This window comes from Enterococcus sp. DIV0806c, assembly GCF_051710905.1.
In the GTDB taxonomy this organism is placed as follows: Bacteria; Bacillota; Bacilli; order Lactobacillales; family Enterococcaceae; genus Enterococcus_B; species Enterococcus_B mundtii.
Map to the genome: position 1 here is coordinate 2,075,220 of NZ_JBIOLO010000001.1, position 26,303 is coordinate 2,101,522.

Annotated in this window: 26 protein-coding genes and 1 other RNA gene; 4 read left to right on the top strand and 23 right to left on the bottom strand. The window is 37.8% G+C overall.

The window, feature by feature from the left end; translation table 11 throughout:
* Positions 1-14: 14 nt before the first annotated feature.
* The gene (locus IGK77_RS09765; RefSeq protein ID WP_074800864.1) at positions 15-335 is read right to left on the bottom strand and encodes a hypothetical protein; all 321 of its coding nucleotides are present in this window, start codon (positions 333-335) and stop codon (positions 15-17) included.
* Positions 336-735: 400 nt separating this feature from the next.
* On the opposite strand from IGK77_RS09765, the gene IGK77_RS09770 reads away from it, so the two are divergent.
* The 3 genes from IGK77_RS09770 (at position 736) to citG (ending at position 3,867) form a co-directional block, all read left to right on the top strand.
* On the top strand, positions 736-2,082 hold the full coding sequence (locus IGK77_RS09770; protein ID WP_071866828.1) for a CitMHS family transporter: 1,347 nt from the start codon (positions 736-738) through the stop codon (positions 2,080-2,082).
* Between the two features lie 200 nt (positions 2,083-2,282).
* Complete coding sequence (locus IGK77_RS09775) at positions 2,283-2,978, top strand: GntR family transcriptional regulator (protein ID WP_019724391.1); 696 nt, start codon at positions 2,283-2,285, stop codon at positions 2,976-2,978.
* Positions 2,971-3,867, top strand: a complete 897-nt coding sequence (citG, locus tag IGK77_RS09780; RefSeq protein ID WP_081355937.1) for a triphosphoribosyl-dephospho-CoA synthase CitG — start codon at positions 2,971-2,973, stop codon at positions 3,865-3,867. The genes IGK77_RS09775 and citG overlap by 8 nt, the downstream gene beginning before the upstream one ends.
* On the opposite strand, the gene IGK77_RS09785 is transcribed toward citG, so the two are convergent.
* The 22 genes from IGK77_RS09785 to IGK77_RS09890 form a co-directional block, all read right to left on the bottom strand.
* Positions 3,822-4,550 (bottom strand): response regulator transcription factor, encoded by a 729-nt coding sequence (locus tag IGK77_RS09785; RefSeq protein WP_066025248.1) that lies wholly within the window; start codon positions 4,548-4,550, stop codon positions 3,822-3,824. The genes citG and IGK77_RS09785 overlap by 46 nt on opposite strands.
* A gap of 570 nt (positions 4,551-5,120) precedes the next feature.
* Positions 5,121-6,134, bottom strand: a complete 1,014-nt coding sequence (locus IGK77_RS09790; protein WP_074800866.1) for an Abi family protein — start codon at positions 6,132-6,134, stop codon at positions 5,121-5,123.
* Between the two features lie 476 nt (positions 6,135-6,610).
* Positions 6,611-6,978: a transfer-messenger RNA gene (gene ssrA / locus IGK77_RS09795) on the bottom strand.
* A 227-nt stretch (positions 6,979-7,205) separates the two neighbouring features.
* Positions 7,206-7,493, bottom strand: a complete 288-nt coding sequence (locus IGK77_RS09800) for a putative quinol monooxygenase (protein ID WP_023519920.1) — start codon at positions 7,491-7,493, stop codon at positions 7,206-7,208.
* Positions 7,494-7,514: 21 nt separating this feature from the next.
* Positions 7,515-8,153, bottom strand: a complete 639-nt coding sequence (locus tag IGK77_RS09805; RefSeq protein WP_010735080.1) for a nitroreductase family protein — start codon at positions 8,151-8,153, stop codon at positions 7,515-7,517.
* A gap of 31 nt (positions 8,154-8,184) precedes the next feature.
* Positions 8,185-8,589 (bottom strand): MarR family winged helix-turn-helix transcriptional regulator, encoded by a 405-nt coding sequence (locus tag IGK77_RS09810; RefSeq protein ID WP_019724433.1) that lies wholly within the window; start codon positions 8,587-8,589, stop codon positions 8,185-8,187.
* A gap of 285 nt (positions 8,590-8,874) precedes the next feature.
* Positions 8,875-9,138: a hypothetical protein gene (locus tag IGK77_RS09815; RefSeq protein WP_066025247.1), complete on the bottom strand. Its 264-nt coding sequence runs from the start codon at positions 9,136-9,138 to the stop codon at positions 8,875-8,877.
* Positions 9,139-9,278: 140 nt separating this feature from the next.
* Complete coding sequence (locus IGK77_RS09820) at positions 9,279-9,767, bottom strand: GAF domain-containing protein (protein ID WP_074800869.1); 489 nt, start codon at positions 9,765-9,767, stop codon at positions 9,279-9,281.
* A gap of 84 nt (positions 9,768-9,851) precedes the next feature.
* Positions 9,852-10,559: an acetolactate decarboxylase gene (gene budA, locus IGK77_RS09825; protein WP_074800871.1), complete on the bottom strand. Its 708-nt coding sequence runs from the start codon at positions 10,557-10,559 to the stop codon at positions 9,852-9,854.
* A 12-nt stretch (positions 10,560-10,571) separates the two neighbouring features.
* Positions 10,572-12,278: an acetolactate synthase AlsS gene (gene alsS / locus IGK77_RS09830; RefSeq protein ID WP_074800874.1), complete on the bottom strand. Its 1,707-nt coding sequence runs from the start codon at positions 12,276-12,278 to the stop codon at positions 10,572-10,574.
* 187 nt (positions 12,279-12,465) lie between these two features.
* Positions 12,466-13,008, bottom strand: a complete 543-nt coding sequence (locus tag IGK77_RS09835) for a GNAT family N-acetyltransferase (RefSeq protein ID WP_071866873.1) — start codon at positions 13,006-13,008, stop codon at positions 12,466-12,468.
* Positions 13,009-13,060: 52 nt separating this feature from the next.
* Positions 13,061-13,177 (bottom strand): putative metal homeostasis protein, encoded by a 117-nt coding sequence (locus tag IGK77_RS09840; RefSeq protein WP_086334907.1) that lies wholly within the window; start codon positions 13,175-13,177, stop codon positions 13,061-13,063.
* A gap of 34 nt (positions 13,178-13,211) precedes the next feature.
* Positions 13,212-13,361, bottom strand: a complete 150-nt coding sequence (gene rpmG, locus IGK77_RS09845; RefSeq protein WP_071866836.1) for a 50S ribosomal protein L33 — start codon at positions 13,359-13,361, stop codon at positions 13,212-13,214.
* Between the two features lie 267 nt (positions 13,362-13,628).
* Positions 13,629-14,642: a family 20 glycosylhydrolase gene (locus IGK77_RS09850; protein WP_074800876.1), complete on the bottom strand. Its 1,014-nt coding sequence runs from the start codon at positions 14,640-14,642 to the stop codon at positions 13,629-13,631.
* Positions 14,643-14,775: 133 nt separating this feature from the next.
* Positions 14,776-16,173, bottom strand: coding sequence for a M24 family metallopeptidase (locus tag IGK77_RS09855; protein WP_438713168.1), 1,398 nt, complete (start codon positions 16,171-16,173; stop codon positions 14,776-14,778).
* Positions 16,170-16,937: a DeoR/GlpR family DNA-binding transcription regulator gene (locus tag IGK77_RS09860; protein WP_074800881.1), complete on the bottom strand. Its 768-nt coding sequence runs from the start codon at positions 16,935-16,937 to the stop codon at positions 16,170-16,172. The genes IGK77_RS09855 and IGK77_RS09860 overlap by 4 nt, the downstream gene beginning before the upstream one ends.
* A gap of 245 nt (positions 16,938-17,182) precedes the next feature.
* Positions 17,183-17,977, bottom strand: a complete 795-nt coding sequence (gene phnX, locus IGK77_RS09865; RefSeq protein ID WP_074800883.1) for a phosphonoacetaldehyde hydrolase — start codon at positions 17,975-17,977, stop codon at positions 17,183-17,185.
* Positions 17,970-19,121, bottom strand: a complete 1,152-nt coding sequence (gene phnW, locus IGK77_RS09870) for a 2-aminoethylphosphonate--pyruvate transaminase (protein ID WP_071866839.1) — start codon at positions 19,119-19,121, stop codon at positions 17,970-17,972. Before phnW ends, phnX begins: the two co-directional genes overlap by 8 nt.
* A 10-nt stretch (positions 19,122-19,131) precedes the next feature.
* Positions 19,132-20,130 (bottom strand): extracellular solute-binding protein, encoded by a 999-nt coding sequence (locus IGK77_RS09875; RefSeq protein ID WP_074800886.1) that lies wholly within the window; start codon positions 20,128-20,130, stop codon positions 19,132-19,134.
* Complete coding sequence (locus tag IGK77_RS09880) at positions 20,057-21,742, bottom strand: ABC transporter permease (protein ID WP_074800889.1); 1,686 nt, start codon at positions 21,740-21,742, stop codon at positions 20,057-20,059. Before IGK77_RS09880 ends, IGK77_RS09875 begins: the two co-directional genes overlap by 74 nt.
* Positions 21,739-22,521 (bottom strand): ABC transporter ATP-binding protein, encoded by a 783-nt coding sequence (locus IGK77_RS09885; protein ID WP_074800891.1) that lies wholly within the window; start codon positions 22,519-22,521, stop codon positions 21,739-21,741. Before IGK77_RS09885 ends, IGK77_RS09880 begins: the two co-directional genes overlap by 4 nt.
* Before the next feature lie 310 nt (positions 22,522-22,831).
* Positions 22,832-24,595: a 1-deoxy-D-xylulose-5-phosphate synthase gene (locus IGK77_RS09890; protein WP_438713169.1), complete on the bottom strand. Its 1,764-nt coding sequence runs from the start codon at positions 24,593-24,595 to the stop codon at positions 22,832-22,834.
* A gap of 244 nt (positions 24,596-24,839) precedes the next feature.
* Here IGK77_RS09890 and IGK77_RS09895 point away from each other — a divergent pair, with 244 nt between their 5' ends.
* Positions 24,840-26,276 (top strand): IS1182 family transposase, encoded by a 1,437-nt coding sequence (locus tag IGK77_RS09895; RefSeq protein ID WP_071868096.1) that lies wholly within the window; start codon positions 24,840-24,842, stop codon positions 26,274-26,276.
* Positions 26,277-26,303: the final 27 nt, after the last annotated feature.

The following is a 26,303-nucleotide window of genomic DNA, read 5'->3' on the forward strand; positions in this document are numbered from 1 at the left end:
CTCCTCCAAAGCATTTATTTTTTAGCTATTTTTCGTATAATAAACTGACTATTTGGATTGGTACCAGCTGCTACACCTGTAGCAATCAGTGAAACCAAAATTGCTTCCGGATTCCTCTGTTTGATTTTTTTGATGATGAATCGACTCTCGGGATCATATTCTGCTACTAAACTTGCAGCTATCACACTGACAAGCTGAACATCAGCTGGCGCAGCATCAATATATGCAGGAACCGATTTCAATTTATCCTTCTTTTCTTTGTTCCCTTCTACTACTGAGGGGGTGGGCTCCACTGCTGGTTGTTGCTTATTTGTTCGTTTGGTAAACAGCCACATCTTTCTTGCTCCTTTCTTCTTTTCTGTCCTTATTTTTATTATAGGATGATTCAATCAATTATGTTTTCCAAACTGATAGAAGATTGTTTTTTTGTTGTTTCTTTTTCTTGAATCAAGGGAGAAAAAACAATACAAACATTGATATAAAAGCTTTTCCCAATGAATTAATGTTCTGTTAAGGTACTATTAAGCCTTCGATAAGATTAGGTAGACCAAATTGTTTTTTTTATGTTCTTTTTTCTCCCTTCATCTATCTTCCCATTAAAATATTGCTTATCCTAAAGTCGTCAAGGAGGCGTCAATTTTAGAAAAACACAACTCTTTCTGTCCTTAGAATGGTTTTCTACCCACCTGATTTTGATACCGCTTACAAACAATACAATCAGAAAAGGAGAAGCGTATGTTATTAACCGTTTTATCTTATGCAATGATTATTATCTTCATGTATGTCATCATGAAAAAGAAAATGTCCCCGTTTACTTCCCTTGTGGTTATTCCACTTTTATTTACCTTAGTTGCAATGATTTCTGGTGCTTCAAAGAAAGGAAATATTGGCGATTTTGTATTAGAAGGCATCAAAACAACTTCAAATACAGGAATCATGCTATTATTTGCCATTTTATATTTTTCAATCATGTTAGACGCTGGTCTATTTGATCCAATCACTAAAAAAATGATTTATTTTGCCAAAGGCGATCCAATGAAAGTTTTAATGGCAACTGCGATCGTTGCCGCAACCGTTTCGCTGAATGGCGATGGGACAACGACTACGTTGATTTGCTGTTCTGCTTTTATTCCTATCTATAAAAAATTAAACATGAAAATGATGAACTTAGGGGTATTGATCATTCTTCAAAATACCATCATGAACCTATTACCTTGGGGTGGACCGACCGCTCGAGCGATGGCAGTATTGGAAGTCGATGCGGATATCTTGTCTTACTTAGCTCCTGGAATGATCTTGTCTTTGCTTTATGTCATCTTTTTCGTTGCACGCCGGATGGGAAAACAAGAACGTGACCGTTTAGGTATTACCCAATTATCAAATGAGGAAATTGAAGAAATCACTAAAATCACTGATCCTGAAACGGCAAAAATACGCTGTCCTAAAAATTTTGTATTCAACGGTGTACTAACGATCGTGTTGATTGCTTGGTTAGTTGCTAGCTCGTTTATCTCTTCGATTGCCTTGCCACCTCTTTTATTATTTTTAGTAGGAACATGTATTGCCTTAATGGTCAACTACCCTAATCTAAAAGATCAATCCGCACGTATTGGTGCAAATGGCGGCGATGCGGTGCAAGTCGTGATTTTAGTTTTTGCAGCGGGAGTTTTCATGGGGCTTTTCCAAGGTTCCGGTATGGCTGAAGCACTCGCGAATAGCTTTACTTATCTTATTCCAAAACAACTAGCAGGATTCTGGGGCTTAGTTATCGCCTTGATTTCAGCGCCAGGTACTTTCTTTATTTCAAATGACGGTTTTTATTTCGGTGTATTACCCGTTTTAGCAGAAGCCGGTCATGCCTATGGCTTTACAAATATGCAAATGGCTCTCGCCTCTTTGATGGGTCAAGCCTTCCATTTGCTCAGCCCTTTAGTCGCTTTTATCTATCTTTTGTTACGTTTGACCGGATTGGATATGGGGAAATGGCAACGAGAAGCTGGAAAATATGCCTTGGGTATTTTTACTATTTTTGTCGTCACAATTATTCTTTTTGGACATATGCCATTTTACATCCCACAATAAAAACCAATCGTACCAACAAGAGTGACTAACTAAACGAACGGCTCCTTCATTATTGGAATACTAATTTTCACGTTCTGCCAAAGTGAAGGAGCCGTTTTAACTGCTATTGACATATTTTTTGGTTCGTTCTCTTGAGGGTTGGAAAGCATGATAAACTTAGAACAGAAACTGAATGTCTAAGTAGAAATGGGGAGAAAAAAATGAAACAAGTGGTTGAAGCATTACGAAAAAATTTGGATCTAACTCAAAATAAAACATTGAATGCACTTATTTATGAAGCGTTTCGTAAAACGATCATTCTTGGTGATATTCCTGCAAATACACGAATCAATGAAAAAGTCTTAGCGGAAGAATTGAATATCAGTCGCACACCCATTCGCTTAGCAATGAAGCAATTAGTCAATGAAAAATTAGTTGAACACGTGCCTAAGATCGGCATCGTCGTCAAAGGTATTCGCATAAAAGATGCTTACGAAATCTATGATATCCGTAAATCTTTAGATACACTTGCCACGATCAAAGCAATGAATCAGATGACAAAAGAAGATTTCATTGAGCTGAAAGAACTATTATTACGAGGCGAAAGCTATAATCAAGCAGATCAAACAGAAAAAGTCTTGCAAAATTTTTCAGACTTCAATACGTTTATTTACGAGAAAAGCCAAATGCTCCGTTTAAAATCTATTGTCTTAGAGTTACAAGCTTACCTCGTTTATTTTCGCGATATCGCCATTCGTTCATCCAGACGGAGAGATAAAGCTCTTGAAGAACATTGGCTGATCTATCGCGGAATGCAAACAAAAAACGCAGAACAAATCACCTTGATCACCCACGAGCATTTAGATCGTTCATTACAATTTATTTTAGCTGAAATGGAGCGTAGAAAAATTGACTAATCATACACTGATAGGTACGATCGCACAGGCTGCACAGCACGCTTTGTTTTACGAAGTAGCATTAAGTCCAAAACCAGGACTAGTCGATCCTATTTCAAATGGCGCGCATAATGATATGGATTTTCAAACCTTTCAAATAAGTATCGAAACGTTAACACCTTTTTTCCAAGAATATATCGAAGCAGGTTTTACTCATAAAGGGAATACGAAATCATTATTTAAAAAACTAAGAAGCATGGGGTATCAAGCAGAACAAGCAATGCTTGTCGCAACGAATGATATCAATACACATAAAGGAGCGAATTTTTCGTTTGCAGTCATCTTGGGCGCGATCGGTTGGCACATGCAACAGTGTTTTATCCAAAGACTTCCATTAAACGCCAAACAGACGGAGCAAATACTAGATTTTACAGGAGAACTGACACATGATTTGATCAAAGAGGATTTTCACGACTTAGCGCGGAAAACACACCGTACATATGGGGAAGAGCTTTTTTTGACACATGGTATTTCAGGTATTCGTGGCGAGGCTGCTCAGTGTTATCCCAGCCTTACTTCCATTCTTCTCCCTTACTTACGTTCAGCAAACTATCATGCGCCCGATGAAGTCTTTCTACGTGCCTTGGTTTTATTGATGAGCGAAATCGAAGACGGGAATATACTTCACCGAGGCGGTATTCAGGAGTGGCAAAAAGTACAACAAGAAACAAAAAAAATTCATCAAGCAAAGCTCCCATGGAAGCAGCTACTTGATGAATTAACAATCTATGATCAACGATTGACCAAACGCAATTTAAGCCCTGGTGGTGCAGCAGATTTACTTTCATTAGGTATTTTTTTCGCTCAATTAGAAGGATTACTTTCTTTACCAGAGGGTAAGAAAATATAACCAAGTCCTCTAACCGTTCTGAGGTACTGGACATTTTTTGGATCATCTTCGATTTTGTTTCGTAAGTGATTGATAAAAACCATAATGGTATTGGCATCCAGCTCACTGTCATTCCAAACACTTTGATAAATTTGTTCCTTTGAAAAAACCTGTTCGGGATTTTCTATAAAGAATTGCATCAGCTTGATTTTTTTTGAAGACAACTCAATCGATCTGCCTTTTTTATATAAACGATAGAGCGCTTTGTCAAAGCAAAAATCACCTATGATGATTTTATTTTTTTTACAGTTGGTGGTTTGTTCTTTAAGTACCTTGTGTCTGTCCAAAATAGCGAGAACTTGCGCCTTTAGCAGTGTCGGATTGAATGGTTTAGTGATGTAATAATCTGCTCCCATCTCCAATCCAGTGATAATTTCAATCTCATTTTGTTGTTCGGTAAAAAAAACGATGGGAGAAAGACTGTCTTGCTCTCGGATGAGTTGCACAATATGGTAGCCATCTGTTTGATGAGCCAAGCGAATATCTAAGAGATAGAGATCAAAAGTCACTCTAGACATGATATCCAGTGTTTTTTCAACGGAATCACTTTGATAGATCAAAACCCCAGCTGGTTGTAAGGCCTTCCAAATCATTCTTCTAAATGTTAGATCTTCATCAATCGCCAATATCTTTTCACTTCTCATTTTCTTTCCTCCTGCCCAGAACATCCATAGGTTAAAACTGTAATTTACTTATTCAATTAAAAAAAGCAATTGATCATAATATCACAATTTATTCTTCAGCTCTATTATACGCACAGAAACGATGATTTCTCGTCTCAAAAAAAAGAAAATACAATAAAAAAACATTTTTATTTACTCCATATAGACGTCGCTTCATATAATAATTTGTTTTTACTATTTTTTATGATAGTTAAACCTAGTGAAAATTTTTATAGAATTTTTTTTTACAGCTTTATAGTATGACTAACTATAAATATCTATTATTAAGAAAAGTACAATTTGTCCTCAGAAAAAACTTTGAAAGAAAAATCCTTTAAAAAAGAAAGATACTTATAATTGTGGATAGAGTATGCAATGGAATATTTTGCTCATTTTTTTAATATGTTTTAATTATGTACACAAGATAATTCTAATACAGATTTGAATGTTACTGCTGAAGTCACTTTAATCAAGAGTTTTAAAAAACATAGCATATTATAAGAAAGAACGGTAAAAATGTCCTGAAATACTCATACAAAAAACTTTTAAAAATTAAATTATATCTCTTAATAGTTCTGAAAAATCGTAATCAAGCCTAACCTTACTCGTTACTCTCGTATATAGATTGGGATTAGCTAATTTAAAATTATAAAATAGCGCCTTAAGTTCTCTTATGAAGTTGTTCCTAATTGTATTTCTCTTTGATAACATAATGGCTATAGTAACGAATAAAGAAGAGATATCATTTTTTAATATACCCTTTGTATATAAGCTTCTAATTTCTTTTCTTTCAAGTGCGTATAACTCTAAAAGATGGATTTTGATATTGTGTCTAGAGCGATGATTAATGATTCTATTACTGTGTGCAGCACGATTCCTGTATTCTTTTATGATTGTAGTTAGATTTACAAAGAATTCCAGATTTTCTTCTATATCAGTTATGTGGTAAAACGGGTACTGGCTGAAATCATACATCATAGTTTTAACGGTTTGCTCTTTTATTTGTCTATCAGATAGCTTATACCAATACATAAGAGTATCCATAGATAAACAACCCGCCAATACCCATGGTGGTACATAGCCATACATATTGGAATAATGCTTTATCTGTAAATCTCTTTCCCTATCAATAGTTCGATTTAATTTTTCTAATAAAATCTCAATTTCGTATTTTTGTTCTTTTTTTACAAAACTACCTTTTCTATATTTTTTTCGATCAAGATAATCATGGTTTTTATGTCCATAATGTTTGCCAATATGGTATGAAAATATAGCTTTAATAGAATCTTCAATTCTCAATAAGTATTTAAAAATCAATGCTGAAAGTTCTTTATCAAAATCATATGTATCTCTTAAATCTACAAATAGTACGTATTGATAATCATCTTCCCCATTTTTATCTATAATACTGAAAAAATCTTTATATCCGTTAACTAGTGAATAATATGAATTATTTTGCAATGCATATATTGCCTCTTTCCTTTCTTCATCATTCCTAAAACTAAGTTTCCGAGACTCAAGTTTTTTTATTTGTTCTTCCAAAGATAAAAAAATTTTTTCTCCCATATTATTATCCCTTCAAAATGATAGAAAAATAGCCCCAATCCATAAAAAATATGAAATGGGACTATTTTCCTAGGCATCGCGCCCTTCGTTAAATAAAATATATCATAGCAATTTGATCAAATCAATAGATAGATAGATTTTTTCATACTAATGTTTTAGCACAAGAATTTTTTCTATTTAGTTGGAATAGTCAATACTTAATACTTAAAATAAAAATCCTGATGTTCTTCATTATCGAAACCAGCAAAACATATAAGAACGTCCAATCTCGCTTAGGTCATTGGGATATCCAAACGACTATGAATATCTATACTCATGTTTCTCCAGAAAAGCGTGATGAGACGGCAGTTAACTTTGCCAACTATCTAGCAATGAACTGAACGTATTCAAAAACGTATTCAAAACAAAAAAAATGTAGCAAAAACACTGTACAATCGTTGGTACAACAGTGTTTTTGCTACTTATATGATTTCTCCGAATGGAGACGGCGGGAGTCGAACCCGCGTCCAAACACATCGCCACTTAAAAATCTACGTTCATAGTCAACTCATTTAGAGGTTCGCTTTACAGCTTGCCGAGTGACAGGCATTCTGTATCGCTAGTCTGATGTTCTCTTTTTCAACTTACAGACGGAAAGTTGAAACGTATCCCACTAAAGTTAGGACCCTTACTCGAGCACATGGGCGATGCCGAGAGGATCTACGCTAACTGTTTTTAGGCAGCTAAAGCGTAAGAGTTGTTTTCGTTTTTAGCAGTTATATTTAACTGTAACGTTTTAGCGTAGACGTAACCTACGAAACGCAATTCAAGCTCGAACTGTGCCTGTCGAATCCGTAACGTCCCCTTAATAAAATGGGTTACGGTATTTTCAAGATACTTACATAATATACCACATATGTAGTTTTTTTTCAATATGGTTGATTGCTTTTCAAGTAGATGCTTCACTTCTTGAGGGAAACAAGAAAGGTCTAAGGGATAAATAGACATTAGACTTTTCTTGCTCCCTCTTAAAGTGAACGTTCATTCTACTTTAGCTGCTTCGATCGCAAAAGAACGTTTCAGCGAATTGTTTTAAGCAAGTGTTTTCGCGACATTCAATTCTGTTTCTTTTTCTGCATATTCAGGCATGTTTTTGAACAATTGTTGCAACAATGGACTTTGGTTATGTCCTTCGATTGCTTGTTCATCCCGCCAATTTTCAACCATCACAAAGACATTTACTTGTTCCGTTGACTCATACAATTGATAACTCAAGCAGCCGTCTTCTTTTCTAGTCGCTTCGATCAATTGTGTCGCTTCTTCTAAAAATTCAGCGCGCTTTGCTTCTTTGATAGTGAATTTTGCATTGATGATGATCATTCGTCCGTCTCCTTTTTCTTTCTATTTGAAAGAAGTGATTTTTTCTGAAGCTAAACGAACAGATTCGTAGCCTTGATCGACCGCTTTACCAACTGACAAGATCATTACAGGTACGTAACGTTCTTTGTCCAAATCGAAAGCTTCTGCTAATTGGTCTGCTTCAAATCCGCCGATTGGATTTGTATCATACCCATGGCTACGTGCAGTTAACATAAATTGCATAGCTGCTAAGCTTGAATCGATTTTCACTACGTCATTCATTTGTTCACGTGTGAAATTTTTGTAATAAGGAATGATCGCTGCTAGTTGTTCGTCACGAACTTCTGCTGGCATTTTACCTTCTTCTACAGCTTGATCATAAATTTCTTCTCCGTATTCGTAGCAATTCATATCACCAAAAATCAAGACCATGGCAGATGAAGTATCATTTTGTTTTGTGTTGAAACGGATCAATGGTTTCAATTTTGCTTTTGCTTCTTCGCTTTCAACTACTACAAAGCGCCAAGGTTGTAGATTCACAGAAGATGGTGCTGTTGTTGCTTCTTGGATCATTTCCAACATTTCTTCATGAGGGATTTTCACATTTTCGTCGTACACACGGATTGATTTTCTGCCAAAGACGATATCAGAAAAATCATTGTTTGCTAGAGTTTTATTCATTACTTAACCGCTTCTTTCTTCATTTTGATTTTTAGTATAATTTATCTAGTAATTTAGTCAGTTGATCGATTTCTTCATCTGATAGCGAAACACACAGGGAGTCATCTGATTCTTGATGATTTTTTTCACACTCGGTCAATTCATTCACTGCTTTATCGGACAAAGAAACGAATACTTCACGATTATTGTTCTCATTTCTTTTTCTGATCACATATCCTTTTTGTTCTAATATCTTTAGATGACGTGAAATAGCTGCCAAATCGATTTTTAAATCGCTCTGTAACTTATTTTGCAAACATTCCCCATTTTCTTGTAAGAACATCAAGATCTCGTACCTCGTTAAACTAAATCCAGTTTCCTTTTCAAATAAAGCTGTTCCTTCTTGACTGATGATTTTTATCTGATAAAGCAATTGACTTAACTTTCTCAGCTCCATACTGTTGCCTCCTACTATCGTTGACTAATCAATTATTGACTTGTCAACAATATAAATCATTTACTTCCTTTTGTAAAGTAAAAAGAAAAAGAAGCAAGTTAAAAGTTATTTTCCCTTTTAACTTGCCCCTTCTTCAACTGTCTGTATTCGAGTATTCTATTTCTTGACGATTATGTATGAATGCTCAATTGCTTCTATTATGTATGCAAATTAAAGGAAGTCTGATAATTAACAATAGCTTATTCAAATCAGACTTCCTGCTAGGCGATAGTCGTATTCATCACTTTAAGATACCATTGCTTGTGTGTAAAGCTTGGTTGGTGACTGAAAGACTTGTTCAACGGGACTCAACTCAAAGATATCTGTATATTTTGCGACAACTTTCCCACATTTCTCTAGAATATCTAAGTGATCTGTACGATCATATTCCTCTACACTCATAATCACACAGTTTTCTAATTTTCCAATTACTTCTCCGACTACTTTATTTTTGATGCCGATTGGATGGCATACATATTTTTGTCCTAAAACGATTGTTTCGCTTGTCATAACTCATTCTCCTCTTGTTCTTTAATATTTCATAAAATGATAATAACATTAAAATTAGATTATGAAAACAAAAATATTCAATAAATTTAAAAAAAGTTGAAAAAAAGTGATCAAACACCTTTTTTCAACTCTTTTTCACTTTATTTCATAACATTTACAGGAAAATCACCTAACAATAACTCAACATATCGTTCCAAAAATTCTTGATCTAAAGCATCGTAGCCCTCGGTCACACCACAATCGATATCAAGTACTCCGATCAATTGGCCTTCTTTGATCATTGGCACTACGATTTCAGATTGTGCGGCTAAATCACATGAAATATAATTTTCATGGGTTTTCACATTCGCAACGATCAATGTTTTTTGCTTTTCTGCTGCTTCGCCACACACACCTTTTCCCATTTTGATACGGGTACATGATACTCTACCTTGGAAAGGACCTAAAATCAATTCTTGTCCATCATATAAATAATAGCCGGCAAAGACTGTTTGAGGTAATGTTTCATTCAATAATGCAGAGGAATTAGCTAAATTGGCTAACCAGTTATCTTCTGCTTCTAAAAGTCCTTTTTGTTGGAGTAGCAAAATTTCATAAGCATCTCTTTTTTCTTTTTCTGTCCATAACATCCAAACTCACTCCTTCTATGCCCAAAATTATAGCCTAATTCAAGGAGCAATGCCATGATTTGTTTTTCATTCTTAATGACTAGATCATTCTGCTTGCTCGATTTCAGCAGCTAGATCTGCATAGTCGATTTCATTTTGGATAAAAGTCGGATCATTTGTCGGAAAATGTTGCATCAAAGATTCCATTTGACTGATTTCTACTGTTCCTTGCGACACATCAAAATCAAGGATATGCCCTCCAAATGTTTTCTCATCGTCAATAAAATGCAAATGGAAGCCTGCAGCAGCCACCCCTTGAAATAATTCCGGTGTATAAAACCCAACAATTGTCCCTTGAATATCTGATCGATGGAACTCTGGCTGGGATTCTGAGATCTTCGCTAAGCGTCGGTATGGTTTCTCTTGTTTCGGCATGATCCGGATATGCATATCTTTAAATAAACCGCTGATCTTGACAGCTAAAAAGAGATTTTTCCCTGCTTCGTCCTTCAGGATTTGTTCTTTTAATGCTTCGCTAGATAGCTGTTTGACTGCAAATGAACGATCCACTGAAAATGCAGTGATTGCTGCATAAGGAGTGGACTCTTCTCCGGACAAATGGATCAATGCGCCATCTGATCTACCTTGATAGGCTTCACCGTCTAAAAATATCACTTCGCCGTCTAACCCATGCAATGTTCCAAGACCTAGTGTACCGTACTTTAAGACCTCAGCGATGGAAGTTGTACCGTCCATCAGTCCCGCCATTAGCGCACCTAATGTACCATGTTGATATAATACTTTCTCTGTCATCTGAACATCCCCTTAGTAAAATTGGTCTGGTAAGATCGTTTCACCTAATTTTTCATTATCCCGATAGTCAATCGGGATATCGATGATGACTGGTCCTTCTGTAGCAAATCCTTCTTCTAAGGCAGATGCCAATTCTTCTGCATTGCTTACTCGCAGACCTTTAGCCCCAAAAGCTTCGGCATATTGAACAAAATCAACTGGTCCAAAATCAACCCCTGATGCTCGATCATATTTCATGATTTCTTGAAACTCGACCATATTATAACGACCATCATTCCAAATCAAATGAATGATCTTCAATTTTTTACGCACAGCTGTTTCTAAGTCTTGGGCAGAAAATAAGAAGCCACCGTCTCCTGACACAGAGATTACTTGCGTATTTGGACGAACCAGTGCAGCAGAGATTGCCCAAGGAAGTGCGACTCCTAATGTTTGCATGCCATTACTGAATAGCAAATGACGGGCTTCATAACTTCTAAAGTGGCGGGCCATCCAAATGTAATGACTACCTACATCAACCGTCACAGTCATATCGTCCGTTACTTTCGATTGCAGTGTATTGATTACTTCTAACGGATGTAAGATCCCGTCTTCACTACTGGTTTCACAAATATCTCGTGCCTTCAATTTTTCTTGCAACGTATTTAAATATTCTTGCGCATCTGCCGATACTTGTGTTTCTTCTAATGACTCTGTCAGTAAATCTAATGTTGCAGAAATGTCCCCGATTAGTTCACGTTCTGGTTGCATGTAACTGTCGATTTCAGCTGGTGTTTCATCAATGACGATGATTCTAGCATCTTTTTCAGCATTCCAGTTTCTCGCTTCATATTCGATTGGATCATAACCAATCGCAATTACTAAATCACTCCGTTTTAACAGCATATCTCCAGGTTGATTGCGGAATAGACCTACTCGACCAAAAAAGTGGTCTTCTAATTGACGAGAAATCACACCGGCTGCTTGGAAAGTTTCTACCACAGGCAATCCTGTTTTTTCAACAAGTTGACGAATGGCTGCTGTTTCATCTTTACTTGATCCACGCATTCCAACTAACAATACGGGTAACTTCGCTTCACGAATCCGTTCAACCAAGTAGTCGATATCTCCTGAAGAAGCTGAGCCTAATTTAGGATCTTGTAATGGTTTGATAACATCACTTTTGACGGGTGCATCCACCACATCTTGAGGGATACTGATAAAACTAGCGCCTTTTTTCGAACTCTTTGCCATTCGGTAGGCATTAGCGATAATTTCTGAAATTGTTTCAGGATCTTGGATTTCTGCACTATATTTTGTGATTGGTTCAAACAACGCGGCATTGTTCATGCTTTGATGTGTTAATTTTAATAAATCACTTCGTTTTACTTGCCCTGCGATTGCCAACACAGGATCACCTTCTGCTGTCGCTGTGACTAGTCCGGTTGCTAGATTACTCGCACCTGGCCCACTTGTCGCAATCACCACACCTGGTTCTCCAGTAATACGACCAATTGCTTGCGCCATAAAGGCGGCATTTTGCTCATGACGCGTCACGATCAACTCTGGACCATGATCTTCTAATTCATTGAATACTCCATCGATTTTCGCTCCTGGAATACCGAATACGTAATCAACTTGATGATTGATTAAACTTTCTACTACAGTTGTTGAACCTTGTTTTTCTTTAATCACTTCTTCTGATACAGTTTCTAAACCTTGTTTTTCCTTAACCAACATGAGACATCTTCCTTTTCAACGCTATTTACATGGTCATTACATAATAAATAGAAATAATATTAATACAGATATTCACACCTGTTTCATTTATTAGTCTAGCACTTAATGAGTCATTTGTGTAGTAAGAAGCAAAAAAAAGAGCATACATTTTTGTCACATGGACAAAATGTATGCTTTTTTATTGATTTTAATATTTTTTTCCTAGAATGATCAGGTCATTTTCTTGATCGCCCATGTTGGCAATTTTTGGCAAATGTCCCCAAATGGCATATCCATTTTTGAGAAATAACTTTTTACTCGCCTGATTTACATCAAAAACAAATGCCAGCACTGTCTGGATTTTTAAACGATGCAGTTGAGTTTCCACAAAGGCAAGTGCGGCCTTGCCTAAATGATGACCACGTGTCACCGGGTCTAGATAAATACTGATTTCAGCTGTTTGTTGATACGCAGGCCGACCATAAAAATCACTAAGGCTGATCCAACCGACGATATGATCGTCGTGATACATCACCCAAAGCGGTCTGGTGTCAGGATGATGCGCTTCAAACCAAGGGATTCTCGAGTCAACCGTTATCGGTTCTAGGTCCGCCGTTGCTTGCTTCGATGCGATAGACTGATTATAAATGTCAACAATTCGCGGTAGATCCTTGATCGTTGCATAGGTATACTTGATATCGATTGGTTTCGCCCCCTTTATTTTTGAATAGTATAACACGTTTTTTATCATCGTTATACAGTAAAAAAAAGGAGTTGTATTGAAACCAATGATATTACTACTATTAGTATTTATTCTTCATTCTTTTTGATTGTTGGATGATTTTGAGCGCACGTTTTCGTGTTTTGATATTCGGGCTTTTCAATCTTCTGTATGCACTTGAAAGATCTTGCTTCTCCATTTTATCCCACCTTTTCTCGAATGTTCATTCCATACTATTTCACTTCTGTAAAAAGCATTTTCTTTCTTAACTTAGGTGAATATTTTTTCAGCGCTAATCGTTCAGGGGTATTTCTTTTGTTTTTACTCGTCAAATAGATCCGTTCACCGGTTTCCTTGCATTCTAATGTAATGTTTTGTCGCATCTTTTTTTCCTTCTTTCACTTATTTTTATGATTCAATCGCGGACTTATTTCGGCTTTTACTCAAATTTTCTATCCATCGCAAACAGTAATGATTACGATTTATAAAAATAATATACGCTACTCATTTACTTGTGTCAATAAAAAAACGAATGAAAATTCACTCAAATGAATGCGCACTCATTTCACGCTATGAAAAAATAACAAAAAAACTGCTGTTTAATGAGGCAACTGCATACTCCATTGACCGACAGTTTTTTGTCTTTACTATTAATTAGTACATGTTTCTAGCAATTCAAATAAATCTGTTAATACAAACTCTGCTTGTGGCTCATCTGCCCAAATACCGACCATACTCCCCTTCACCGGTAATTCAGTACCGCTAACTACAGTGGATGTTGAGATTGTCGCTTGTGCGGTTTTTGCTGTATCAAAGGAGTAATGTCCTTGTTCACTTGTTTTTCGACCGATGACCCAATACCAGTGATCGTTCGTATTCACTAGTTGATGCCCTTGATCAAGTAAAAATTCGGCAGAACTGACGTGATAGTTGTCCCACCCTGCTGTCCAATAGGCAATCACTAAGTCTTGATCGAATCGACCAAATTGTTCTTTTTCCTCATAGTAAATGCCGTCGTTAAATACGATCGGAATCATCCCATAGGTTTTAACCAGTTGAGCCAATTGATTGGTATATGTGACAAAATCTCGATACTTCCCAGACTGCTGGAGTCCTCGCCACCCGCCATCAGTTAAATCATTGGCAAATTCATCGCAACCTATATTGAAGGAACTAGCTATCGTTGAGAAGTAGCTCACATATTTTTCAAGCAGTGCTTTCGTGAAAGCGACCGCTTCTTGATTGTCCAGATCAAGTGTGCGAATGGACGTTTGATAGCAGGGATGTTGAATACCTAATTGTTGCATTCCTGTTAAAATCGCATCCATATGTCCAGGCGTATTGATCAGCGGGATCACTTCCATGTTTTCTGCCTTAGCCACACTAGCTAACTCTGTCATTTCTGTTTCCGTCAAATAAGTACCATTAGGATCATCATAATACTGTTTTGTTCCTGCAATCAATGCTTCTTTGACTGATTGACTGGCATAAGTTATTCCTTTGACAATCAGCGTCATGTCATCCAGTAAAAAGCGTAAACCATTATTTCCCAATGCAAAAGAAATTGCCGTATATTGACATTGACTTGCTTTTTTTATGATCCGGATCAATTGTTCTTTTGAAAAATATTTACGTCCATTATCAATCAATAAAACCTTTTCCATCTTTACCTCCACAAAAGAAATCGTTTACATATTATACAATAAAGGAGGCCCAACGAAAATACTCTTTTTCATTTAAATAAAAAAATCCCCCTCCCAACCAGATTACTCGATTGTCAAGAAGGAGAGGGTTTGCTTATTCAACTGGAGCTACACAGAATGCCTTTTCTTTGGCTAAAAAGAACGGACGGAGATAACCGACAGTGTTTGATAATGGCAGTAATTCTTCACTTAAATGAATCTTCAAGACATCTGCTAAATATTGCTTACGTCCAACGATCCGCTCCCACATGTCTGGATATTGCTCCTTCAATTCATTTCTCAATCCTTCATCTGCAAGTGCCACACATTCTTCTGCACTTACTCCAGTATATCCTGATACAGAAGGAATAATATCTAATTGGAAGATCATACCACTCTTGATGATTTCTTGCGAACCAGAATAAATGGGTGAGGCTAACCATTCTTCATCCGCCGTCAAGTGTCCTGGATTCAAATGCCAGTGATAGGTCGCTTGTGGCAAGACTGTTTCAATCAACTGATACAGATCTGCCCCCTTCATTCCGATATGGATGGCTTCTAACCAACTAACGATAGCTGCATAATAAGGTTTTGCTACTCGATCAAGATAATCGGCTTGTTCTGCTGGCAGTTGAGCTTCTTCTTCGATCACAAATCCTGTACGACTGGATAAGCCACCTTTGAAGCCTGTCGTCAATGACAGCGGATCACCTAATCGGATCTTTTTGGCTGTCGGATAAAGATTCGCAAATTCAAAACGGCGTCCAGTTGCAGCAATCGTGATCACTGTATTCGCTTGTCCTTGTCCGTACAATAACTCTCCGATCTCGGATTCTTTCACACCAGGTTCAATGGCATCTAATGCACGTAGCATGCAAGACGAAGCAAGATTTGCCCCATATTCGTAGTGTGCGATTTCATTTGCATTGTTCGTGACACGCGCCCCTTCCTCACCAATCAATAGATGAGTGCCATTGACGATAGCCGTTTCCGCAGTGGTTGCTTGTTTTAGCGCATCTACGATAAAAAATGGTACATCGAACAATTGGCTATTGTCTTGTGTCGTAGACGTAAACAACTTCCAACCGACTAAACCGATTTTCTTTCTATCTGCTACCTCTAATGATGCAAAAATAGTTGACAGATTTTGTTCATGGTCCATTGGTTGATTCGGTAAAGAAAATGCTGGATAATGGATCAAATCAGCAGTGATCCGCGCATGTGCATTCATTTTTAGATTCTCATTCCCAAGGATCATCGTGAATTTGCCTGTTTGATCTAACACCAATAATCCTTCTTCAAATCGCGGGATAAAGCCTGTAAAATATTCAAAATAACCACCATGCTCTTTATCTGCATATATAACCAACAGTTCGATCGCTTCGGCTTTCATGCGTTCGATCGTTTTGTTGATTCGTTCGGTGATCGTGTCCTCTGTCAAAAAAACAGGGGGAACATCTGGAAAAATCGCTGGTTTTGGTATAGTTGTTAACTGGATGTTTTCTTTTTTCATTCATTCTTCCTCGCTTCTATGAGTTCTACGTGGTTCTCAGTCAGTGCTTTGGCTAATGCTTTTGGAGGCTTTTGATCCGTGATCAAATAGTCAATCGCTGATAAGTCGCAAACTTTATAAAAACCAGTTTTATCTAGTTTTGTATGATCCGCTAGTGCGATCACCCTGCGTCCTTGTTGGATCATCTGGCGTTTCACTAAGCCTTCTTCCTCCGTATGGATGAACAGACCCTCATTTGACAATGCAAAAACGCCAAGTAGCGTATAGTCTGCTTGATAATTTTTCAACTGCTCCACTGTTTCCGTTCCAAATAAAAACAACTGTTCTTTGTGTAATCTACCGGGCAATAATGAAATAGCTGTTTTCGGATAATTAGCTAATAATAAAGCGTGAGATAAAGAATTGGTGACCGCATGGATTTTTTTGTCCGGTAGTTCTCTGATCACTGCTTCCACCGTGGTCGAAGAATCAAAGATGATCGAGGAAGGATCTTCCATTATTTCAAGCGCCTGCTCAGCCATTTGTTTTTTCACATCATTTAGGATCGTTGACCGTTGTTCATAATCAAAGATCGTTGCTTCTTTTTGAATTGCTAAAGCACCGCCATGGGTCCGTTTGATTTGGCGCTGTTTTTCTAACTGGATCAAGTCGCGGCGAATCGTATCTTTCGACACATCTAAGCGATCTGCTAAATCTTCGATCGAAGCACTTTTTTCTTGATCAATCATTGTTTTGATACGCTGGATGCGTTCTTCCTTCAACATGATGCTCACTCCTTTTATCTAAGATACGCTATTTTGCATTTTTTTGCAACATTCTGCTGTTTTTTCATAAAAAGTGGGCCATTCACCCTCTTGCACCACTTAAAACTGAATGAACGGCAAAAACAGAAGGAACTTCTTCGAAAAAAAGGTGTCATCCACAAAAATTTGAAGAACAATTCTTGTGGATGACACCTTATTGCTCGAGGTTAAACACTTCTGTGCAGACCTCTTGATGGTGGGACGAATCAATTCATAACAGCTTGCTTCTCTTCAATCATTTCTATGAGTCTTGGCAAATCAGAAAACCGATCGATCACATGATCTGCACCAGCTTCTAAAAATTCTTGACGCACCCGTTCAAAAAGTTTTCCTTTTTCAGCAGCTGACAATTGCTGATACGTGTCAAAGGAATAACCAGCTTGTGAACTTCCTTCAATTACGCCCACAGAAAGGACTCCTGCATTCTTCCCTTCGAGTATATCAGAGATCGTATCTCCTAGTTTTAACACTTCTTGTCTATTTTCCTGTTTAAAATAGTTCAAGTTCTTTAATAACATCTCTGGGGAGGGACGCCCTTTGCCGTCTACTTCATCTGGCGTGACGATGCGATCTGGTTGATACCCTTGTTCTTTCGCCTTCGCAACAACGATTGCCATCATTTCACTCGTATAACCAGTCGTACTGCCGATTTTTGTTCCTCGCTTACGTAAAGTCGCGACTGTGTCAAGTACACCTGGTTTCACTTCTGCATGATTTGCCAATTGTTGGAATAATACTTCTTCAAATGTTTCATAGATTGCCTCGATATCAGTAGTTTCAGGCTGACGTCCGTGAGTTTCTAACCAACTTTCAGCAATTCGAGGCATTTCTAGCATCATTTGGATATGCTCGATTTTTTTCATTCCCATCGGCTCTCTGATTTCTCGTTCAGTCACAGTGATTCCTTGATGTTTAAAGGCTTCGCGAAACGCCGCCACCGGTGCCATACAACCAAAATCGACTGCTGTTCCTGCCCAATCTAAGATGACCACATTAATCATTTTTTCGCTCCTCCATATATTGCTGGATCAACCCAGCTACTTTTTCAATATCTTCCAGATAGATCTCACCAATATTCCCAATCCGGAAGCAATCAGTATCACTGATTTTTCCAGGATAGATTGCGTAGCCATGTGCTTTTAAATAGTCATAAAATGCTTGGAATTCGAATTGGATGCTCTCTGGATATTTGAATGACGTGATGAAAGGTCCTTGATTCTCACTAACATAGGCTTCAAACCCAATTTCCGCCATTCGTTCACGCAAACGCTCATTGTTCAACTGATACCTGTCATAGCGAGCATCGATACCACCTTCATCCGCCAACTCTTCTAGCGCTTGCCAAAACGCTAATACAGTATGTGTTGGCGAAGTGAAACGCCACTTCCCATCAATGTCCATCACACGAAATTGATCATAAAGATCCATACTCAACGTGCGTGCTTGTCCGGCACTTTTTTTTAGTAGCTCTTTTTGACAAATCACAAAGCCAAATCCAGGCACTCCTTGGATACATTTATTTGCACTCGAAACAAGAAAATCGATTCCTAACTCTCCAACAGGGATCGGAATGCCACCAAAGCTTGACATTGCATCAACGATAAAACACAATTTGTGTTTCTTTGTCACTGCTGAAATCGCTTCTAAAGGATTCAAAATACCAGAAGTCGTTTCACTGTGGATCATTGCAAGTGCAGTAATATCAGGATGCAACACTAATAGTTCCTCGATTTTTTCAGCTTGTGGTATTTCATTTTCAGCCACTTGATAAATCACATGATCAATGCCGTGGTATTCAGCCATTTGCACCATCCGTTGGCCATAAGCACCATTTGTACAGATCAGTAAGCGGTCTGTCGAGCCAACAACTGAACTTAACACAGATTCAACTGCAAAGCTGCCACTTCCTTGCATCAAAACAGCTGTATAAGCCTCATTGGAGACACTAGCAAGATCAAGCAATCGTTGACGAATCGCCTGGGTGATGACTTTAAAATCATCATCCCATGTACAATGATCGACAAGCATTGCTTCTTTCACTGTACGACTCGTGGTCAGAGGACCTGGTGTCAATAATTTATAATTGATTTTACTGTGATTGATTTCTTTTTCATACTGTTCAATCACCTTTGTTTTTCCACTCATTTTCTTTCTCCTATTCAACTAGACTGGCATGTTTTTTTAGTAGATCTGGGGTTAATGCCTCCGGAAAGACTTTTTGATTTTTGGCGGTTTCAACCCCCGATAGATCATCTGTTTCATAAAGTTTACTTGGGTAGAATTGTAATAAATCTGCCCGACCTTCTTTAAGGATCACATTCAGCATTTTTTCGGCTAAAGGATTCGTCGCTTCTCCTTTATCGATCACCGCGAGTGATTCTGTTAAAGCGTATGTTCCTTCACTTGGTTCTACAAAATCGATTGGCAATCCTTCATTTTTATCTTTGATTGCTTGATGACGTAACCCAAAACCCAACGCCACTTCACCGACGCGGACTTTTTTCAACGGACCAGAACCAGACGCTTCTATATGGTCGCCTGCATTGTCATAAATATCGGCTAAAATCGCTTGCGCTTTTGTCTCTCCATATTGATCAATCAATCCTTGGAACAATAACCAAGCTGTTGAGGAATGGTTGATATCAGAAATCGCTAGTTGCCCTTCGTAGATTGGATCAGCTAAATCAGCTAAACTCGTCGGTACAGGTAACTCCGCTTCTTTCAGTGCTTGAGTATTGTAGAAAATGACACCTTCTTGTGTCGTCATCGGTGCTTGGTAATTTGGCAGATCATCCATTGGTTGGACTTCTAATGCCAATTCTTTGAATATCGGTTCATTTTCTTGGACACCATCCAAATAGAACGTACTCATTGTCACTAGATCCGCTTCAATATCTGTGCCTTCCGCCCAAAGTTTTCCGCTCAATTCCGAAGTGCCGAAGGATTGTAGCAAGTATTGGTTTTCAAAACCATTCGAATCAAGGACATCTTTGATGATTTGAACCGGCTCTTCATCTGCGTTGGTGTAGATGATGACTTTTTCCTTGTTGTCATTGGCATTCTCACTTGCATTTGACGTACTACACGCCCCTAAAATTCCTAAAGCGCTGACGAATGACAGATAAATGAACCCTTTTTGAACTAGTTTTTTCATTTGCTTCAAATCTCCTCATGATAAATTGTGCAAGTATTCTTGCGGTTAAATTGATCAATAATAATAAGATAGATAGGATAAAGATTTCTGTGAATCTGCCGAAATGCTGTAATTCTTTGATTTTGGTCGTGATCACCATCGTTCGGGCACTTGTCAGAAACACCACTGCACTGATCGTAACCATCGAATTTGTAAAATAGTAACAAGCCATCTCAACGATCGTCCGCTTTGAATTTGGAAGAATGATTCGAATCACTGTATCAAGCCAACTATCCCCCATCATCTTCGCTGTATTTTCCCAGTTGGGATTCATTTTTAATAAGGCACTTTTCGCTAACTGATAAGGAGTTGCAAAATAATGCACCATGTTGGCAATCACCAAAATACTGATCGTACTTTGAAGAGTCGTTCCGCTAAACACTAGCAAATAGGCAATCCCTAAAACCATACCTGGAATCGAGTTCGTGACAGAAGCGAGACTATCGATCGTTTTTGTTATCACGCTTTGTTTTGTGGATCTAGCGGTGAAAATTGCTGCCAAATAAGCAATTACTGTTCCAAACAGCGCCGTCCATAGGGCAACGAAAATCCCTGTATTCAACGTTCTTCTTAAATCAGACGTTTGTAGGAACGCTTCGATATGGCGTGTGGTAAAAGTCATATCAAAGGGCCACCCTTCGACAAAAGGAAGAAGGAACATCACGAGGAAGACTCCTACAATAAACAGGCCACCAACTGTCAGTCCTACACCAAAGAAAAAATCTCTGACAGGGTTGCTTTTTACTGACATATTTGTCCCGGGGGTTGCATGATCATTTTTTTGGATCTTACGCAAAAACAGAACACTAATGATCGAAGGAACTAACATGATCAGTGCAATGACGGCTCCGCGATTAAAGTCTGGAATCGACCCCATAAAGTACTCATACAACAAAGTCGTGATAAACGGTTCTCGACCACCTACCGCTACAGGTATACCAAAATCAGTAACCCCCATGAAAAAGGCTTGGACGAAAGCAACACCAAATGTTTTGCCCAACGGTTGCAGGATCGTGATTTTCAATCCTCTAAAAAATCCGTCTCCCATCAATCTGGATACCGTCAAATAGCGTTTATCCAAATAATTCATGGCGTCATTCATCAACAAGAAAGTCACTGGGATCGTATAGATCAGTAACCCTAAGATCACACCTGATTTTCCATAGATCGAAAACAACTCTTGACCGAACAAACGCGTCCACAATCCTTGACGGCCAAAAGAATAGATCAACACAAAGCCGTATGTGATGGTCGGTAATAACATTGGTAATATAAAGCATTTCTCAATCATCCACTTGAATCCTTTAGGTAGTTTCGTAAAGTGCATCCCGTAAGCAAACCAAAAGCCAAAGAAGGTCGCAAAAATCGCTGTGATCCCAGCAATGAGCAAACTATTACTTAACGCATTTAGCCAATCGAAGTCCCTTGCTAGTTCTCGGAACAGCTCAAAGGAAAAGCTGCCTTCAACAGTCAACGCTTCTTTCAAAACATTCGCTAATGGATAAAACAATACGAGGACAAAACCAAATAAGATAATCGTTGGCAATAGCGTTTCTATTTTCATCCTTCTCATGAGAAGCGAACCACTTTTTCATGAACTACGCCGGTTGCTTGAGTAAAGATCCGTTCAATATTGCGTCGTTTGATTTTTAGCTGATCGACAATAAATGCCTGCACAAAGGGTTCCATCGTATTTGTCACGATATCTTTCGGTGTACTGTATTGTGCGATCCGACCATCTTTCAAAACCATGATTTTATCAGAAAGGGTCAATGCCTCTTCTGGATCATGTGTGACGATGATCGTCGTTAAGTTCAGTTTTTTAGCAATCAATTGGATACGTTCTTTGATCGATTCTTTGATGACACCGTCCAATGCACTTAATGGCTCATCAAGTAACAATACTTGGGGTTTCATCACCAGAGTCCGACCTAATGCCACCCGTTGTTTTTGCCCGCCAGATAATTGGTGGATGCGTTTATCCAAATGATCATTCAAATCCAATAGATCGATCAACTCTTGTAATTCTTCTTTAGAAGTGATATTTTTTTGTTTTCGCAACCCGTAGACCAAATTTTCATAAGCACTTAGGTTAGGGAATAAAGCATAGTCTTGAAAGACAATATTAAATGGTCGTTTTTCCATGACCTGTTTTGTGATATCTTCGCCATCATAAAGTAGTTGACCGTTTGTTGGTTGCTCCAATCCAAGGATAATATTCAATAAAGTGGTTTTTCCTGAACCCGAAGCACCGAGTATTGAAACGATCTCACCTTTATCGATCGATACATTGATTTCTTTTAAAACTTCATGATGATTAAACGTCTTACTAATACCATCTAGCTTTAACATGCGTTCACTCCTTTGTTCTTTCTATACTGCTAATTGTAGAAAATCACTTTTTACTTCTGATTAACTTTAAGTAAATTCTTTGTAGGAATATATATTTTTTGTGTAAATTTTCTAATGATTTTCAGATAAATATTTCTATAAAAAAACAGTGGCTTGCCTCAATGCGATATCCTCAGCATTGAAAGCAACCCACTGTTTCAGTAATTACTTGTTCAATTATTTTATTTATAAACTTGATGTAAATTTGATTCAAGCTTAAGCTCGCCTAGTTCTAAATCTCTCTCCGAAAATCAGCACTTCTTCGACTTGACTAACGTTGATCGGCGAGCGTTTCTTCAATATTTTTCACGATATTCTCTACTGTCAAACCATTTTCCGCTAATAGTTCCGTTGTTTCATAGCGATCATGAAAGGCTTTATCTAAGCCGTAAGTTTGCACACGGATCGCTGCATCTCCTAAATAGCCAGCGACCATTTGACCGTAGCCGCCTTCCAAGATACCATCTTCAAGTGTGACAACTACATCGTGCGTTTCTTTAAGTTCATCCAGCAATTCAGTATCTAAACCAGAGATGAACGCTGGATTAATCACCGTAGCCGTTAGTTGGAGAGCTTTCTTCAATTCAACAGCCACTTCTTCTGCCAAACCATAAAAATTACCTACACCCATGATTGCTACTTTTTCGCCTTTTTGGATGACTTTGTTCTTATATAATTGACTGTAATCTGTTCGATCTACTTCACCAGAAGAAGTGATTGGGCCGACTGGTACGCGGATTGCCACTAATCGATCCGTTTGATCGATCGACCATTCAAGCATCGCTAAGTATTCTTCTTTAGTTGTCGGTGCTAAGTATACTAGATTTGGGATATGACTCAAAAATGGAATATCAAAGATCCCTAAATGACTTTCATCATTCATTCCATTTACAGAAGCAAGTGTCACGAGGATCGTACCCGATAAGCGATTCAATGCTAAGTCATGAGAGATTTGATCGTAACTTCTTTGTAAAAACGGTGAATGGACTGCCCATATAGGTTTTACCCCGCCTTTGGCTAATCCAGCAGTCATCGTCGCCGCATGTTCTTCGGCAATCCCTACGTCAACAAATTGTGCGTCGACTTGTTGACGCTGTTCCGGTGAAAATAAAATCATCGGTGTGCCTGCATTTACTGCCACAACTGTCGGATCTTCCTCCATTTTGTGCAATAAGAAGTCTGTTGTTAGGCTGCTGTAGGTTTCTGCCCCTTTCGATCGCAGATACTCGCCTGTTTCGAGACTAAACGGCCCTCCCGCATGGAACTTTTCGCGATTTTCTTCTGCAAAGGAGAACCCTTTTCCTTTAACGGTATGGATATGCAACACAACCGGCTCTTTTTGATCTTTTACTTCTTCGAATAACTCGATCAAAGCAGCTAAATCATTGCCTGCATCAAGATAACGATAATCAAGTCCTAAGGCTTTAAAGAAATTGTTCGTGGCCTGACCATTCGTTTCCCTTAGCTCTTTGAGATTTTTGTAAAGTCCCCCATGATTTTCTGCGATCGACTGGTCATTATCATTGACGATAATGATCGTATTCGTACCTAGTTCAGAAATATTGTTCAAACCTTCATAGGCTAAACCACCTGATAAAGACCCATCGCCAATCACTGCAATGACATTATTTGTTTCGTTTTTCAAATCTCTCGCCTTAGCTAGACCATTTGCTAAAGACAATGAAGTCGATGTATGCCCGATCGTGAAGAGATCATGTTCGCTTTCTAATGGGTTCGTGTAACCCGAGACTTCCTGATAATGCGCTTGGTCTAAAAACGCTTGTGCTCTTCCTGTCAACATTTTATGCACATAGGTTTGGTGTGAGACATCAAAAACAAATTGATCCTTTGGTGAATCGAACACATAATGTAGCGCCACCGTCATTTCAACAACACCTAGGTTGGGGCCATTATGCCCACCGTATTGGCTGATTTTTTCTAATAACGCGGCACGTGCTTCCTCTACCACTTGTTGAAGCTTTTCTTGCGTCATTTGTTTCAGATCTTGAGGACCTTTTATTTGTTTTAATAACATAGATTTCCCTCCTTTATTTCTGCTTAATCATACACCTTGAACCGAACTCTAAGTCAAGTGATTTTTTTAACAAATAATTCTAATTAGCGAAAATGTTGATCATACTGTTTTAAAGCTATTTTTTTATAAAAAAAAACCGTAGATCCTTCAATCTACGGTTCAGATTGTAGACAAAGTACTTATTTATAGTGCTTTGTCTTTTTTTATACGTTAAAATAAAACTATGAATTGGAGGTGTAACCCGATGCTCTCAAAACAAGATATGAGTAAGCGTGCACAGATGGGCTTTTTTGCTCTTGAAGACTTAGTTCCCCAAGACCATTTATTACGACAAATGGATCAGTTTATTGATTTTTCTTTTATTTACGATTTGGTAAAAGATAAATATGATGAAACCCAAGGACGGCCAAGCTTAGATCCCGTTCTTCTAATTAAATTACCGATGATTCAATATTTTTTTGGTATTAAAAGCATGAGACAAACCATCAAAGAAATTGAAGTGAACAACGCTTATCGATGGTTTTTGGGGTTAGGGTTAGAAGATGCAGTTCCTCATTTTTCTACATTTGGTAAAAACTATACGAGACGGTTCAAAGGAACCACTACATTTGAACAAATCTTTTATGAGATTTTAGCACAATGTATGATGGAAGGAATCGTTGATACCTCTGAAGTTTTTATTGATGGGACGCATATTAAAGCACATGCGAATCGAAACAAGAAAGAATCCGTCGAAGTGATGGATCAAGCCTTCTTTTATACGGAAAAATTGACAAAAGAAATTGAAAAAGATCGAGAAAAACGCCTAAAAAAGCCCTTAAAAGAAACAAACGCAGAAACTAAAATAGCTATGAAAAAAACAAGTACGACTGATCCCGAAAGTGGTTGGTTTCATAAAGGTGAGCATAAAGAAGTTTTTGCTTATAGCGCACAAGTAGCATGTGATAAAAACGGCTGGATACTAGGCTATACGACCCACCCAGGAAACTTACATGATAGTCGTACGTTTATTACTTTATTTAGAAAGCTCAAAGGAGCTTTTACTCTAGATAAATTGATTATGGATGCTGGGTATAAAACGCCAGCAATCGCTCAATTACTTCTCGAAGAGAAGCTGACGCCTGTTTTCCCTTATAAGCGACCCATGACGAAAGCGGGTTATTTCAAGAAGAACGACTATGCCTACGATGAATATTATGATTGTTATATCTGTCCTAATGATAAGATCCTCACTTATTCGACAACGAATCGAAAAGGATATTTAGAATACAAAAGTAATCCAGAAGAATGTAAAAATTGTCCTGTTCTATCTACTTGTACAAATTCAAAAAATCATACAAAAGTAATCACCAGACATATTTGGGCGAAAGCAATCGAACGATGTGAGGAAATACGTCACCAAAGAAATTTTAAAGACCTATACAGAAAAAGAAAAGAAACAATTGAACGAATTTTTGGTACAGCAAAAGAATTTCACGGATTACGTTATACGAATCAAATAGGAATTGAAAAAATGCACATGAAAATTGGGCTTACTTTTGCCTGCCTAAATATGAAAAAATTAGTAAAAATCAAAAAAGGCAGAGCAAGAAAGGAGTGTTTTTCTTTAGAAAAACAAAGCTATTTCTCTTTAATTATTGAAAACATACATATAAAAAAGACAAACCTCATTTTTACATAAGGTTTGTCTACAATCTGAACCGTAGAT